At 72.6% G+C, this 14,603-nt stretch carries 15 protein-coding genes; 6 read left to right on the top strand and 9 right to left on the bottom strand.

Going from position 1 to position 14,603, the window contains the following annotated elements:
* The first annotated feature begins 126 nt into the window (after window positions 1-126).
* The 4 genes from ACIPKM_RS15680 to ACIPKM_RS15665 are packed head-to-tail and all read left to right on the top strand — an operon-like array spanning window position 127 to window position 3,702.
* Window positions 127-1,017 (top strand): CoA ester lyase, encoded by an 891-nt coding sequence (locus ACIPKM_RS15680; protein WP_336697189.1) that lies wholly within the window; start codon window positions 127-129, stop codon window positions 1,015-1,017.
* Window positions 1,018-1,027: 10 nt separating this feature from the next.
* On the top strand, window positions 1,028-1,498 hold the full coding sequence (locus ACIPKM_RS15675; protein ID WP_402737066.1) for a DUF6264 family protein: 471 nt from the start codon (window positions 1,028-1,030) through the stop codon (window positions 1,496-1,498).
* Window positions 1,499-1,532: 34 nt separating this feature from the next.
* Window positions 1,533-2,783 carry an FAD-dependent oxidoreductase gene (locus ACIPKM_RS15670; protein ID WP_071295821.1) on the top strand — a complete coding sequence of 417 codons (1,251 nt, stop codon included), beginning with the start codon at window positions 1,533-1,535 and terminating at the stop codon, window positions 2,781-2,783.
* A gap of 40 nt (window positions 2,784-2,823) precedes the next feature.
* Complete coding sequence (locus ACIPKM_RS15665) at window positions 2,824-3,702, top strand: aldo/keto reductase (protein ID WP_071295822.1); 879 nt, start codon at window positions 2,824-2,826, stop codon at window positions 3,700-3,702.
* A 65-nt stretch (window positions 3,703-3,767) separates the two neighbouring features.
* Here ACIPKM_RS15665 and ACIPKM_RS15660 read toward each other — a convergent pair whose 3' ends face one another.
* Window positions 3,768-4,226 carry a hypothetical protein gene (locus ACIPKM_RS15660; protein WP_071295823.1) on the bottom strand — a complete coding sequence of 153 codons (459 nt, stop codon included), beginning with the start codon at window positions 4,224-4,226 and terminating at the stop codon, window positions 3,768-3,770.
* 108 nt (window positions 4,227-4,334) lie between these two features.
* Window positions 4,335-5,231: a polysaccharide pyruvyl transferase family protein gene (locus ACIPKM_RS15655; protein WP_071295824.1), complete on the bottom strand. Its 897-nt coding sequence runs from the start codon at window positions 5,229-5,231 to the stop codon at window positions 4,335-4,337.
* 85 nt (window positions 5,232-5,316) lie between these two features.
* Here ACIPKM_RS15655 and ACIPKM_RS15650 point away from each other — a divergent pair, with 85 nt between their 5' ends.
* Window positions 5,317-6,282 (top strand): NAD(P)H-quinone oxidoreductase, encoded by a 966-nt coding sequence (locus ACIPKM_RS15650; protein ID WP_402737065.1) that lies wholly within the window; start codon window positions 5,317-5,319, stop codon window positions 6,280-6,282.
* On the opposite strand, the gene ACIPKM_RS15645 is transcribed toward ACIPKM_RS15650, so the two are convergent.
* The gene (locus ACIPKM_RS15645; RefSeq protein ID WP_402737064.1) at window positions 6,279-6,911 is read right to left on the bottom strand and encodes a TetR/AcrR family transcriptional regulator; all 633 of its coding nucleotides are present in this window, start codon (window positions 6,909-6,911) and stop codon (window positions 6,279-6,281) included. The two genes, ACIPKM_RS15650 and ACIPKM_RS15645, sit on opposite strands and share 4 nt — an antisense overlap.
* Before the next feature lie 80 nt (window positions 6,912-6,991).
* On the opposite strand from ACIPKM_RS15645, the gene ACIPKM_RS15640 reads away from it, so the two are divergent.
* Window positions 6,992-8,434: a DHA2 family efflux MFS transporter permease subunit gene (locus tag ACIPKM_RS15640; protein ID WP_402737063.1), complete on the top strand. Its 1,443-nt coding sequence runs from the start codon at window positions 6,992-6,994 to the stop codon at window positions 8,432-8,434.
* A 39-nt stretch (window positions 8,435-8,473) separates the two neighbouring features.
* Here the strand turns inward: ACIPKM_RS15640 and ACIPKM_RS15635 are convergent, their stop codons facing one another.
* From ACIPKM_RS15635 to ACIPKM_RS15610, 6 genes are all read right to left on the bottom strand, one after another.
* Window positions 8,474-9,244 carry an amino acid ABC transporter ATP-binding protein gene (locus ACIPKM_RS15635; RefSeq protein WP_070417857.1) on the bottom strand — a complete coding sequence of 257 codons (771 nt, stop codon included), beginning with the start codon at window positions 9,242-9,244 and terminating at the stop codon, window positions 8,474-8,476.
* Window positions 9,241-10,119, bottom strand: a complete 879-nt coding sequence (locus ACIPKM_RS15630; RefSeq protein ID WP_070417856.1) for an amino acid ABC transporter permease — start codon at window positions 10,117-10,119, stop codon at window positions 9,241-9,243. Before ACIPKM_RS15630 ends, ACIPKM_RS15635 begins: the two co-directional genes overlap by 4 nt.
* 4 nt (window positions 10,120-10,123) lie before the next feature.
* Complete coding sequence (locus ACIPKM_RS15625; protein WP_261646776.1) at window positions 10,124-10,948, bottom strand: ABC transporter substrate-binding protein; 825 nt, start codon at window positions 10,946-10,948, stop codon at window positions 10,124-10,126.
* Between the two features lie 83 nt (window positions 10,949-11,031).
* Entirely contained in the window at window positions 11,032-11,529 is a 498-nt protein-coding gene (locus ACIPKM_RS15620; protein WP_402737062.1) for a cupin domain-containing protein, read from the bottom strand.
* A complete protein-coding gene (locus ACIPKM_RS15615; protein ID WP_402737061.1) occupies window positions 11,526-12,896 on the bottom strand; it encodes an amidohydrolase family protein in 1,371 nt (456 codons plus the stop codon). The genes ACIPKM_RS15620 and ACIPKM_RS15615 overlap by 4 nt, the downstream gene beginning before the upstream one ends.
* Entirely contained in the window at window positions 12,893-14,581 is a 1,689-nt protein-coding gene (locus ACIPKM_RS15610) for an adenosylhomocysteinase (RefSeq protein ID WP_402737060.1), read from the bottom strand. Before ACIPKM_RS15610 ends, ACIPKM_RS15615 begins: the two co-directional genes overlap by 4 nt.
* Window positions 14,582-14,603 lie beyond the last annotated feature (22 nt).

Below are 14,603 nucleotides of genomic sequence, written 5' to 3'. Positions count from 1 at the left end.
TCCGCTCGCCACACATCCGACACTGTAGGCGGAAGCGGGCTGGCACTCTGGCAATGAACCGAGGTTTCGGACTTTCCGGCCCCCGCCGATGCGCGACCGGGCGCGCCGGTGTGGTACCAACGGGGCATGGCCATCGACGACCGCACCGCTCCCCCCACCCCCGCGCAGGAGTCCGCTCCCGCACCGAACCGACGTCGATCGGTCCCCGCCGAGATCTCCCGTTCGTGGCTGCTCGTCTCCGGCACCGCGACCGATCGGTTCGAGAAGTCGCAGCGGTCCCGTGCCGACCAGATCATCCTGGACATCGAGGACGCGGTGGACCCCGCCGCCAAGCCGTCGGCCCGCCAGGGCGTCGCCGCGTGGCTGGCCGGTGGCGGCGAGGCCTGGGTGCGGATCAACGACGTGACGACGGACTTCTGGGCGGACGACGTCGAGGAGCTCCGCGGGCTGCCCGGGCTGCAGGGCGTCATGCTCGCGAAGACCGAGTCCCCGGCGCAGGTCACCGACACGTGGCACCGGCTCGGCGGCCAGACCCCGGTGATCGCCCTGGTCGAGTCGGCCCTGGGCATCGAGGAGTCGGTGTCGATCGCGAAGGCCCAGGGGGCGTTCCGGCTGGCGTTCGGCTCGGGCGACTACCGGCGGGACACCGGGACGAGCGCGGACACGCTCGCGATGGCGTACCCGCGGTCGAAGCTCGTCGTGGCGTCCCGCGTGGGCGACCTGCCCGGCCCGATCGACGGCCCGACGGTGGGGTCGTCGCACCCGATCCTCCGCGAGCAGTCGCAGGTCGCGGTCTCGCTCGGGCTCACCGGCAAGCTGTGCCTCGACACCGAGCAGCTTCCCGTCATCAACGAGGTCATCTCCCCCACGCCGACCGACGTCGCCTGGGCGCAGGACTTCCTCGACGACTTCGAGGCCCGCGGCCGGGTCATCCGCGACGGCTCCGACCTGCCCCGACTCGGTCGCGCGCAGAAGATCCAGCGCCTCGCACAGGCGTTCGGCGTCGAGGCGCGGTAGGACTGCACCCATGACCTGGTCCAACGTGCCCGGCGGTCCGCCGCAGTCCTCACCCTCCGACCCCACCGGTGCCCAGCGGGCCACGTGGGAGCAGGGCGGCTCGACGCTGTTCCCGCCGGGGAAGCTCGCCGACCGGATCTCGACCGTGCTGCTCCTGGCGTTCGGCGCCGTCATGACGGTCGGCACCGCGGTCGTCGGGATCATCGCCGTCATCTCGGCGACGGCCACGTGCGACGCCGCCACCGGCTGCACGCCGGGTGGCTACATCGGTGGGACCGCGATCGCCGTCGGCGGTGCGTTCGTGATCGGCGTCGCCACGATCGTCCTGTCGATCGGCGCGTGGATCCGCCGTCGGACGTCGTGGTGGATCGCCGCGATCGGCTTCGTGCTCGCGATCGTGGTCATCACGTGGGGCGGCGTCGTCTTCGCGGGGGCGGCGGACGGCGGCTCGGCGTCCTCGTCGGTCTCCGCCACCGCCTGACGCCTGCGGCCCGGACCGGGGTAGCGTCCGGGGCATGGTGACGGTCTCGCGGACGACGGTCGCGGTGGTCGGTGGCGGCCCCGCCGGGGTCGTCCTCGGCCTGCTCCTCGCCCGTGCCGGCATCGCGGTCCGGGTCATCGAGAAGCACGACGACTTCAACCGGGACTTCCGCGGTGACACCGTGCACGCCTCGACGATCCGGCTGCTCGACGAGCTCGGGCTCGGGGAGCGGTTCGCCGCCCTGCCGCAGTCACGCCTCGACGACTTCTCCCTGCCGCTGCCGGACGGCTCGCGTGCGCTCCTCGGCGACTTCTCACGCCTGCGCCCGCCGTACGACCACGTGGCGATGGTGCCGCAGTGGGACCTGCTCGACCTGCTCGTCACCGCCGCCCGCGAGGAGCCCTCGTTCGAGATCACGATGGGTCTCGCGGCCACCGACACGATCGAGGAGAACGGCGTCGTGACGGGCGTGCACCTGGCGCCGTACCGCGATCCGGACGGCGGCACCGAGGAACTCCGCGCCGACGTCGTCATCGCCTGCGACGGCCGTGACTCGGTGCTGCGCAGCGCCGCCGGCCTGCACCCGCGGTCGTTCCCGGTGCCGTTCGACACGTGGTGGTTCCGGCTCCCCCGCGAGCCCGGCGACGCGACGACCGCGCTCGTCCCGGCGTTCTCCGGCACCGACGTCCTGCTCAGCTTCCCGCGGCCCGACTACCACCAGGTCGCGTACTTCGCGCCGAAGGGGTCGGACGCGGCCCTCCGCGCCGCCGGGGTCGAGGCCTTCCGGGCCCGGGTCGCGCGGCTCCGACCGGACTTCGCGGGCCGCGTGGACACGATCGCGTCGATGGACGACGTGCACGTGCTCGACGTCCGGATGGACCGGCTCACCCGGTGGTGGCGTCCGGGGCTGCTCTGCATCGGCGACGCGGCGCACGCCATGTCCCCGGCGGGCGGCGTCGGCATCAACCTGGCGGTGCAGGACGCGGTCGCGACGGCTGCGATCCTGGCGCCGGCGCTCGGACGGGGGCTCCGCGGCGCGGACCTCGACCGTGCCCTCGCCGCGGTGCAGCGGCGGCGCACCCCGCCGGCCGTGGTCGTCCAGACCGCCCAGGCGTTCCTGCACCGCGTGGTGTTCGAGCGGGCCTTCGCCGGGGCCCTGCAGGCCGGCCCGCCGCGGCTCCCCGTCCTGCTCGCCCGGTACGTGCCGCCGGTCCGCGGCCTCTACGCGCGCGGGATCGCCTTCGGACCGCTCCCCGAGCACGCCCCCGCCTGGGCACGGCGCTGACCCTGGACACGACCCGTCCCTCCCGGCGCATGCTGGGGACATGAAGCAACGAGTCATCGGAGACGTGTCGGTCAGTGCCATCGGACTCGGCGGGATGCCCATGTCCATCGAGGGGCGTCCGGACGAGCGGCAGTCCATCGCGACGATCCACGCCGCGCTCGAGGCCGGCGTCACGCTCATCGACACCGCCGACGCGTACCACCTGGCCGCCCACGACGAGGTGGGGCACAACGAGTCGCTCATCGCGAAGGCCGTGCGGGAGTTCCACGGCGACACCTCGGACGTCCTCATCGCCACGAAGGGCGGGCACCTCCGGCCCGAGCCCGGCCCGTGGGCGCAGAACGGCCGTCCGGAGTACCTCAAGGAAGCGGCGAAGGCATCCGCGAAGCGCCTCGGCGTGGACGCCGTCGGGCTCTACCAGTTCCACCGTCCGGACCCGGCGGTGCCCTACGCGGACTCGATCGGTGCGCTCGCCGAGCTCCTCGACGAGGGCGTCATCCGGATGGCCGGCATCTCGAACGCCGACCCCGACCAGATCTGGACGGCGAACGAGGTCCTCGACGGCCGACTGGCCTCGGTGCAGAACCAGTTCTCGCCGAAGTTCCGCTCGAGCGAACCGGAACTCGCGCTGTGCGACGAGCTCGGGATCGCGTTCCTGCCGTGGAGCCCCCTCGGCGGCATCGCGAACGCCGCGGAGCTCGGCACCGCGTACGAGGACTTCGCGTACATCGCCCGCGACCGCGGCGTCAGCCCGCAGGTCGTCGCGCTGGCGTGGGAGCTGCAGAAGAGCGACGTCGTCGTCCCCATCCCCGGGGCGTCGCGCCCGCAGTCGATCCTCGACTCGGTGACGGCCGCGACCGTCAAGCTCCGTCCCGAGGACGTGGCCCGACTGGACGCGTCGCAACCGGCGGCCGCGTAGACGACGCGACCCGCGCCTCCTGGACTGCCCTGGAGGCGCGGGTCGCGATCACGCGTCGGCGCGCGTCAGGACTGGCAGACCTCCTGGAAGTCCTTGCCCGTCGTCTCCAGCTTCTGGAGCCCCTCGGTGAAGCCGGAGCTGGACAGCGCCGACGGGTCCTTCGAGGCCGCGAGGTCCTTCGTCATGCCGACGAAGTCCGAGAAGGCGCCCGCGAACGCGTCGGTCTTCGGCTTCACCTCGGTGTTGGTCACCTTGTCGGCGCTGTCCTCGAGCGTGGCGTCGAACTCGTCGAGCTTCGCCATCGCGGCCTGCGGGTCGCTCTGCAGCTCGGTGAGCTGCATCTGCATGCCCTTCGTGGCGTCGGTGACCTCGTTCGTGAACAGCTTGCAGGCCTCGGCCTTGGTCTGGGTCGGCGTCGACTTGGCGGCGGTCGTGGCGTCCGAGCCGGAGTCACCGGCGGAGCAGCCGGCGAGGAGTGCGACGGCGATGGCGGCCGTGGTGAGCGAGACGAGCTTGGTGCGCATGGTGGTGGGTCCCCCCGGAGTCGTGCCCGCGACCCCGGGACGGGGTGCGGATCCGCGTCGAGGCTACATGGGAGATCCACAGGTGGGCCGCGTTCCCGGTGCAGTCGCTCAGTGCCCGCTGCGGAGCGGCGCGGCCGAACGGAAGAGCCCCTCGACGAGTTCGTCGATCCGGGCGTCGGCGATCGCGAGGTCTCGTTCGCCACGTTCCCTCGCAGCGTGACGCCCGTCGGCGTCCAGGACGCTCGTCCACGGGGTCGGGTGGACGTCGAGGCCGACGGACTGGTGGTAGTCGCGGTACTTGAAGGCCGCTTCGGTGGCGGCGGGAGACTTCAGCGAGACGAGGGTCGCGGGCGTCCGCAGCGCGTGCGCGAGGATCACGCCGTGCATGCCGGAGCTCATCACGTGCTCCGCCGCACCGAGCTCGGCGAGCATGTCGGCGGGCGTCAGGGTCGCCGGGAGGAGGCGCACCCCGGTCGAGCAGATCGCGGAGATCGTCCGCCGCTCGATCGCGGTCATGTGGGACGTGAAGTGCGTGACGAGCACTGTGCCGCGACGGCGATCCCGGGGCAGGCCCGGACGGAGCGACCGGACGAGGAGTCCCGGGTCGCCGATCTGGGTGGACTCCGGCAGGCCGAGCGCCGCCCGCGCGAGCGGTCCGCGGATCGCGAGGACGCGGTCGCGGACGGCAGCCGCACGGTCTGCGGGGATGTCCGGCGTGTGCAGGCCGGTCCCCCAGATCTGGCCGACGCCACCGCGCGTGAGGTACGGCACGATCGCGCTGCCGATCGCGACGACGTCCTCACGGCCGAGTGGCGCCCAGCGGACGCGCCGTCCGAGGGCCTCTGTGAGGACGAGCTCCGAGAGCTCGTCCCCGTGGTTCGTGAACGCGCGCCCGCGCCCGAGGGCGAGCCTGGACCACGCGGGGGCGTGGTCACGGAGTTCGTGCGCCAGCGTGCGGAGATCCCGACGGGGAGACCACCAGAAGGCGTTGATCGGTGTCGTCATGTGCTCTCTCTTCCACGCAGGTGTGACATAAGAATATCACATGCTAGAGGTTCCTCGCCCTGCTCGTGACGCGTAGCGTCGGGGCATGCGAGCGATCACCTCCGAGAACGGCACCCTCGACCTGCACGACCTCCCCGACCCGGTCCCCGGAGCCGGCGAGGTCCTCATCGAGGTCGCGGCCGCCGGGGTGAACAACGCCGACCTGCAGCAGGCGGCCGGCAACTACCCGCCGCCTCCCGGGGCGTCGGACGTCCTCGGCCTCGAGGTCTCCGGCACCGTCCGCGCACTCGGCGACGGCGTCGAGGGGTTCGCCGTCGGAGACCGGGTCTGCGCGCTGCTGTCCGGCGGCGGCTACGCGGCACTCGTCGTCGCCCCGGAGACCCAGGTGCTGCCGGTGCCGGAGGGGATCGACCTCGTCGAGGCCGCGGGGCTGCCGGAAGCCGCGTGCACGGTGTACTCGAACGTCGGCATGCTCGCCGGGCTCCGACCCGGACAGACCCTGCTCGTGCACGGCGGCACCGGCGGCATGGGGTCGCACGCGGTGCTCTGGGCGAAGGCGCTCGGAGCGACGGTGATCGCGACGTCCGGGGGCGAGCGGAAGGTGCAGGCCTCCCGGGAGCTCGGCGCGGACCTCGTGGTCGACCACCGCTCGGAGGACTTCGTCGCACGGGCGCTCGAGTTCACCGAGGGCCGTGGCGTGGACGTGGTGCTCGACGTCGTCGGGCCGGACTACCTGGCTCGGAACATCGAGGTCCTCGCGCCGAACGGGCACATCGCCGTGATCGCCTCGGGCAGCGGCCGCACCGGCGAACTCGACCTCGGCGCGATGATGCGGAAGCGGGCGACGATCAGTGCGACGACCCTGCGTGCCCGGCCGCTCGACGAGAAGGCCGCGATCGTCGAGGCCGTCCGGTACAACGTCTTGCCGTTCGTGGCGGACGGTCGGGTGCGCCCGGTCATCGACTCGGTCCTGCCGCTCGCCGAGGCCGCCGAGGCACACCGGCGGGTCCGGGACGGCGAGGTCGTCGGGAAGGTGCTGCTGACGCCCTAGGCGCCCGCGGCCCGCTGGCCCCGGACGAGGTCGAGCACCTGCCCGCACTTCGCCCCGAACGTCGCGCGGAGCAGATCGGCCGCGTCCAGGTCCTCGTCGAACCGCGAGGGCATGTCGATCGCCAGCATGATCGCGAAGATCATGCCGCTGCCGAGGAACCCCTGGACCTGGTCGTCGGCGATCCCGGCCTCGTCGCGCAGGAACCGGTAGATCTCGAGGAACCCGGCCCGGGCCGCGGCACCGATCGCCGGTTCGGCCCCGGAGACGAAGCCCTGCAGCAGGAGCGTGTGCAGTCCGCGCTCGGCGGCGAGGTCGACGAACTGTTCGCCGATGACGTGCGCCGGGGTGTCGTCGGGCCCGAGGTGGGCGAGGGTCTCGCGCCAGGCGTCGAGCAGGATGTCGAGGGTGTCGCGGAACACCTCGAGGAAGAGCGCCTCCTTCGAGCCGAACATCCGCACGACGTACGGCTGGCTGATGCCGGCCGCCGCCGCGATCTGGTCGGTCGTCGTGCCGTTGTAGCCCTGGCTGCCGAAGAGCCCGCGTGCCGCCTCGAGGATCATCGCGCGACGCTGCGCAGCGGGCATGCGGACGGCCGTCGCCGGTGCCGGTGCAGATGCCGGGGAAGTCATGGTTGACAGGTTATCAGTCGATTACTACAGTCGCCCTTCGTAAGTAATCATCCGATTACCAAACGGAACGGATCCCCACCATGGAACGACGCATCCCGGTCTGGCTCGCCATCGCAGCCGCATCCCTCCCGATGTTCATGGCGACGCTCGACAACCTCGTCGTCACCAGCGCGCTGCCCGCCGTGCACGCCGACCTCGGCGCCTCCGTCGAGGAGCTGCAGTGGATCACCAACGCCTACACGCTCGCGTTCGCCGCGCTGATGCTCCTGGCCGTCGGCCTCGGCGACCGGCTCGGCCGCCGGCACCTGTTCGTCGCCGGCATCGCCGTCTTCACCGTCTCCTCCGCGTTCGCCGCCGTGAGCACCGACCCGACCTCGCTCATCGTCTGGCGTGCGATCGAGGGTGCCGGCGCCGCCGCGATCATGCCGCTCTCCCTCACCCTGCTCGTCGGGAGCGTGCCCGACCGGCTCCGCACCGTCGGCATCGGCGTCTGGGGCGGCATCTCCGGCCTCGGCGTCGCCCTCGGCCCGCTCATCGGGGGCGCCGTCGTCGAGGGCTGGAGCTGGGAGGCCATCTTCTGGCTCAACGTCCCGGTCGGCATCGTCGCGATCCCGCTGGCCCTCTTCGCCCTGCCGAACACCCGCGGAGCCCGTGTCCGCGCCGACGTCGTGGGCGTGCTGCTCGCCGGCCTCGGTGTGCTCGGCATCGTCTTCGGGGTCGTCCGCGGCAACGACGCCGGCTGGACGAGCGGCGAGGTGCTCTCCGGCCTGGTCGGCGGCGGTGTCCTGCTGGTCGCGTTCGTGCTCTGGCAGGCCCGCACCACCGCACCGCTCCTGCCCCTCCGGTTCTTCCGCGACCGGAGCTTCGCCCTCGCCAACGTCGTCGCGATGACGTTCTCGTTCGGCGCGTTCGGTTCGGTGTTCATCCTCATCCAGTTCCTGCAGGTCGTGCAGGGTCGGACCCCGCTCGAGGCCGGCGTCTGGACGATGCCCTGGACCCTCGCGCCGATGGTCGTCGCCCCGCTCGCGGGCATCGTGGCACCTCGGGTCGGCACGCGGCTGCTCATCACCGGCGGCATGGTGTTCCTCTCCGCCGGGCTGTTCTGGATCGCCGGGACGATGGCCGCCGACGTCACCTTCACGACGCTGCTGCCCGGCTTCCTGCTCGCGGGCATCGGGATGGGCGCCGTGTTCGGTCCGATCTCGACGGCGGTGCTCGCGCGGATGCCGCAACACGACCACGCGAAGGCCTCCGGCGCGAACTCGACGCTGCGTGAGATCGGCGTCGCGCTCGGGATCGCCGTCCTGACCGCCGTCTTCACCGGGGCCGGCGGCGAGCTCACCCCCACCGGCTACGTCGACGCGGCCCAGCCCGCCGTGCTGGTCGGTGCCGCCGTGGTCGCGGTCAGCGCGGTCGTCGCGGCGTTCCTGCCCGCTGGACGCTCGGCACACGTCCCCGAGACGGTCGCCGACGACGGCCTGGAGGCGCGGCTCGCCCCCGCCGCACCGGCCCCCGTCGCGTAGGTGGCCGCGCTCGCGGCCTGCGGGCCCCGGGCGGGCGCGTCAGGCGTGGACGCGGGCGAGGAACTCGACGAGCGCGGGGTGCTGCGGGGCGTCGAGGACCTCGGCCGGGGCACCCTGCTCGACGACCTCGCCCTGGTGCAGGAACACGATCCGGTCGGCCACGTTCCGCGCGAAGTGCATCTCGTGCGTGGTCATCAGGATCGTCGAGCCCTGCCGCTTCAGCTCGGTCACCAGGTCGAGCACCTCGCCGACGAGCTGCGGGTCGAGGGCACTCGTGACCTCGTCGAGCAGCAGGAGCTCGGGGTCGGACGCGATCGCGCGCACGATCGCCACGCGCTGCTGCTGCCCGCCGGAGAGCCGGTCCGGGTAGGCACCGGCGAAGTCCGCGAGGCCGATCCGCCCGAGGAGCCGCCGCGCGGTCTCCTCTGCCTGCGCCCTGCCGACGCCGTGCACCTGCCGGGAGGCGAGGGTCACGTTGTCGAGCACGCTCATGTGCGGGAACAGGTTGAACTGCTGGAACACGACGCCGATCCGGGCCCGGGTGGCGTCGACGTCGATGCGGGGATCGGCGATGTCCGTGCCCTGCAGCAGGATCTCGCCGTCGTCGATGCCCTCGAGCAGGTTCACCGTCTTGAGGAGCGTCGACTTGCCGGAGCCCGAGGCCCCGATGACGCAGATGACCTCGTGGCGGTGCACCGTCAGGTCGATCCCGCGGAGGACCTCGTGCTCGCCGAACGCCTTGCGCAACCCGCGCAGCTCGAGGACGGCGGCCGACGTGTCGGGGGTGATCCGCGCCTCCTGGCCCGTCATACGGTCCCTCCGATCTGCTCGCGCCGCTGCTGGCGACGCGCGATCGCGTCCGTGACGCGGATCAGCGGCAGGCTGATCACGACGAAGAGCAGTCCGGCGACGAAGTAGGGCGTGAAGTTGTAGGTCTCGGCCTGGGCGATCTGCGCGGAGCGGACCGCGTCCACCGCGCCCAGGATCGACACGAGACCGACGTCCTTCTGCATCGACACGAAGTCGTTCATGAGCGCGGGCGTGACCTTGCGGATCGCCTGCGGCAGCACGACGAGGCGCAGGGTCTTCGCGTGCGACAGCCCGAGCGACCGGGCGGCGAGGCGCTGCGAGGGGTGCACGGCCTCCATGCCGGCGCGGAGCACCTCGGCGATGTACGACGAGTACGTGAGCACGATCGCGATGGTGCCCCAGACCTCGGCGGGGAGGCGCGGGAAGACCCCGAGCCCGGGGATCCCGTAGCCCACCAGGTACAGCACGATGATGAGCGGCAGGCCGCGGAACAGGTCGGTGTAGCCGGTGGCGAGCATCCGCAGGGGGAAGAACACCGGGCTCCGCAGGCCCCGGACGACCGCCAGCAGTGTGCCGAACACCGCGACACCGATGGCGCTGAAGAACAGGATCCGGATGTTCAGCCAGAGGCCCTCGAGGATCGACGGGAACGAGTCGATCGCGGTCTGCGGGTCGAAGAACGACTGCTGGACCGCGGCCCACCCGGGGGTGTTCACGACGCCGAAGTAGACGACGGCGATCACGACGAGCGTCGACGCGACGGACACCACGATCGACCGGCGTCCGCGCTGCCGACGGTAGAGCCGACGCTCCAGCTCGACCTGGCTCGGCGCGGCTGCGGCCACCGGGGTGCCGGCGCCTGCTGGAACGGTCATGCGGCTACTTCAGGACGGGGGTGTCGGTCTCCGAGGAGAGCCACTTGGTCTGCAGGTCCTCGAGCGTGCCGTCCGCCTTGAGGGACTTGATCGCCTTGTCGACCTTGCTCGTCAGTTCGGAGTCCTTCGGCAGCACGAAGCCGAACTGGTCGCCCGTGCCGTCGGACGGGAACTGCGCCGAGACCGTGCCCTTGCCGTCGAGCTGCGCTCCGGACATGTAGAAGGCGGTCGGCAGGTCGGTCACGATCGCGTCGATCTGGCCGGACTTGAGCGCGAGGACGGCGTCGTCGTTCGAGTTGAAGACCTGCGGGGTGACCCCGAGGACGTCCTTCACGCTCTGGATGCTCGTCGACCCGGTCGCGACACCGATCGCGTCCTGCTTCAGCGCCGCGATGGTGGTGTCGTCGGCGGCCTTCGAGGACTGCGTCGTCACGACCGCCTGGGTCGTCGTGTAGTACGCGCTCGACATGTCGACGGCCTTCTTGCGCTTGGCGTCGATGGAGAACTGCTGGACGTTGAGGTCCCAGTCCTTCGGGCCGGGTGCGATGGCGCTGTCGAAGGTGCTCCGCTTCCAGACGACGTCGGACTCGTCGTAGCCCATCTCCTTCGCGACGGCGTAGGCCACGGCGGCTTCGAAGCCCTTGCCGGACTGCGGCTTGTTGTCCTCGACCCAGGGCGAGTACGCGGGCTGCCCGGTCGCGATGGTGAGCTTGCCGTCGGTGACGGTGCCGTCGGCGTTGCCGCTGCCGCCCGCCGAGCAGGACGAGAGCGCGAGTGCGGCGACCGCAGCGGTCGCGACGGCGATGGTGAGACGGAGGGATCGGGTCACGGTCGGGCCTTCGTGCGAGGGGGTGGGGGCAGGACGAAGTGTACTTCGCGCTGGGATACCAACGCGAAACGGATGTCTCGCGACTACTCGGCGAGCGTGAAGTCGTCGAACGAGAACCCAGGGGACACCAGGCAGCTCAGCAGCACCTCGCCGTCGCCCGGCAGGGTCCGCTGCCACACGCCGCCGCGCACGAACGCCTGCGCGTCGTTCACCCGGTCGCGCCCGGCGTCCGGGCCGAGCGTGATCGTCGTACCGGGCTCGGGCTGTTCGCCCTCGCCACCGAGCTGCAGGTCGACGCTGTCCGGCCCGTGCCACATCCAGATCTCGTCGCTCGTGACCCGGTGCCAGGCCGAGGCCTCACCCGGGGGCAGCAGGAAGTGGATCAGGGTCGCGGCAGGCCGGTCGCCCGCCGGCGTCGACACGGTCGCGGGCGAGGTCCAGGTGCGGACGTACCAGCCGCCCTCGGGGTGCGGCTCCATGCCGAGGGCGACGGCGCGCTTCGGCACGTCGAGCCACTCGATCAGGGTTCCGTCGACGGTGCGACGGGCGGCCATGCCCGGGCGGGGTGCGGTCTCGGTCATGATTCCTCCAAGGAACGATCAGGTGGGGCGGGCGGGCCGGTCAGCGCACCGTCGACGGCCCGGACGACACCGCGGACCACGGTCGCGACGGCACGGCCGGCACCGTCCTCGACGAGTTCGGCGAGGGCGTCCGGCACGGTCCGGGCGTCGACGTCGAAGACGGCCAGGTCGGCGCGTGCCCCGACGGCGAGGTGCCCGATCCGGTCCGGCCCGACGGCGAGCCCCATGGCGTGCGCGCCGCCGAGGGTCGCCGCGGCGAGCAGTCGTTCGTGCAGGTCGCGGTGCCCGTAGCCCTGCGACCGGGCGATCCGGTGCAGCGCGGTGACGTCGGCCATCAGGTCGAGGGACGGCGACGACGACAGCGAGTCCGTGCCGATCGCGATCGGGCTGCCCTCGCGCAGGTAGTCGGCGACGGGTGGCGGATCGAGCCCGATGACGGCGTTCGAGCGCGGGCAGAGCGCGACGGCGGTCCCCCGCGCGCGCAGCAGTGCCCGGTCGGCGGCGGTCATGTACACGCCGTGCGCGATGTGGCAGTCGGGGCCGAGCACGCCCAGCCGGTCGACGAACGCGGTCGCGCTCGCACCGAAGCCGAGCGCGCGCATGGCCCGGAACGACGGCACGTTCGCGAGGTGCCAGTCGTTGCCGTGGCCGACGCCGTCGACGCCCTCGAGCCCGGGCACCGGCCCGAGGGCGACGCGCTCGCCCTCGAACGCGGCCTCGCCGAGGTGCAGGTGCAGCCGGAGACCGCGCTGGCGCACGATGTCGGGGAGCTCGAGCAGTGGGGCGACCTCGAGCGAGTACGGCGCGTGCGGGGAGAGCCCGGCGCCCGGGTCCGTCGGGATCCGCTCGAGTTCGGCGAGGACCTGGTCGCGGCCGTGGGACTGCCAGGCCGCGTTCTCCCAGTCCATGACCTCCCAGTAGGCGATGCCACCGAGGCCCGCTTCGGCGAGCACGGTCGACGCCTCGATGTCCGTGACGACGTCGGCGATGCTCGTCACACCGGCGAGGATCGACGACGTCGCGCCGGCTGCCGCCTCGGCGTGCCAGTCGTGCGGCTCGGCGTAGTCCTCGTTGAACGCGCGGGCCCAGTCCTCGAAACCGCTGTACTGCCGCTGCCCGACACTGGCCATGCCGGTGTACTGCAGGTGCGAGTGCGCGTTCACGAGACCGGGGAGGAGGGCACCTCGCCACGGCCGTTCGGTGAAGGGCACGCCCGAGCTGGCGAGCTGGTCGACGACCCACGACCGGTCGCCGACGTGCAGGATGCGACCGTCCTGCACCGCGACGGCGCCGTCGGCGATGGGCGGCGCGGTCATCGGCACGACGATGCGCGCCGAGTGGACGGTGACGGGGTGCCCGGCGGTCACGACGGGTCTCCGAAACGGCGGGTCCGGACGTCGGGCTCACGGTCGGCAGGGTGCTCGGCGAGCGGTCCAGGAGGCGCGGCTGGCGCTCCGAACGCGGCGAGCGCCGCGCGGGCGGTCGCCTCGTCCACCGCGGGGTCGATCGGCACGACGGCACGGTCGAGTTCGTCGCCCCGTTCGAGGAGCATCCGGACGGCGCCGAGCTGCGCGGCGAAGGACAGGTCCATGATCTCGATCGGGTTGCCCTCGGCAGCGGTGATGTTGATGCAGCCGCCGCCGTCGAGCACGATCGGGCCGCCGTCCGCACCGGAGAACACGAGTCGCTCGGCCTTCGGACCCACCGGGACCCGCTCGGCGCCGGCTGCTCGGGCGTCGTCGAGCGCCACCTCGTGGTCGACGCCGCCCGCGACCGCGACGACCGCGCCGTCCGCGCACGACCGCAGCGCGCGGAGGTCGACCGTGTCGGCGACCCCCGTGGCGCTCATCACGAGGTCGGCGTCCTGCACCGCCTCGGCGAGGGGTGCGACGGCGTAGCCGGCGAAGAGCGCCTGCAGGGCGCGGACCGGGTCCGTCTCGGCGACCGTCACCCGCAGACCGAGTGCCGTGAGCACCAGGGCGACCCCCTCGCCGACGTGGCCGAACCCGGCGACGACCGCCGCGCCTCCCGGGACCACGCGGTGCGTACCGGACGGGAGCCGGTCGAGCAGGTCGAGCACCGCGAACACCGTCGACTGCCCGGTGCCGTACCGGTTGTCGAAGAAGGTCTTGGTGCGGGCGTCGTTCACCGCGACGACGGGGATGCCGAGCTCGCCGCGCGCCGCCATGGTGCGGAGCGGGCGGAGGCCGCTCGTCGTCTCCTCTGCCGCGCCGAGCATCGTGGGCACCAGGTCCGGGCGCTCCTGGTGCGCGAGACGGATCACGTGCGAGCCGTCGTCCAGCAGGATGTGCGGCCGGGTGTCGAGCATCGCGAGGGCGAGGGCCCGCTGCTCGGGGAGCGAGGCGGCACTGCTCGCGTACACGGTCAGCCCGGCTGCCCGGAGCGCGTCGGCCACGGCGTCGTCGGTCTCGTCGGCGTGGGCGTAGACGACGACCTCGGCGCCGGCGTCCCGGAGGAGCAGGCTCAGCACGGCGGTCTTCGGCTCGAGGAACATCGCGACGCCGATCCGGGTGCCACGGAGGAGTCCCCCGTCGCGGAGCTCGGCGGCGACCGCTCGCGACACGGGCATCGACCGGCGGGCCCAGCGCAGGCGGGCCTCGGCGGCGGGGTCGTCCTCGGGGTCGCGGCCGGTGGAGACGAGGAAGACGTCGTCCGAGGTCATCGGCACCGCGAGGACACCGGGGTGGGCGATCGTGACCGGGCCGAAGGCGTCCTCGTCGACGGCGGGGAGGTGTCGTCCGGCGTCGACCACGACGAGGGTCGCACCCCGGGGGCGGTCGGCTTCGCGCTCGATGACCGGCGTGGAGTCCTCCGGCGATCCGGCGCACCAGAGCTGGTCGACGGGTTCGTGGGGCAGCGCCTCGCGGGCGCCGAGCCCCGTCAGCAGGGAGCGCAGCGCCGCGGTGTCGCGGGGGTCGCCGCCGACGATGCGGAAGCGGCGCGCGGCGACGAGGAGGTTCGTCGCGCCCGCGAAGCGCCGGACGGCCGCCGAGGCCCAGGCGCGGGTCTCGGGGTCGGCTCCTGGCGGCATGCCCCAATCGTAGGGCGAGCGG

Source organism: Curtobacterium sp. NPDC086286 (genome assembly GCF_044746255.1).
Classification (GTDB): Bacteria; Actinomycetota; Actinomycetes; order Actinomycetales; family Microbacteriaceae; genus Curtobacterium.
This window is presented reverse-complemented; position numbering and strand designations above follow the sequence as displayed.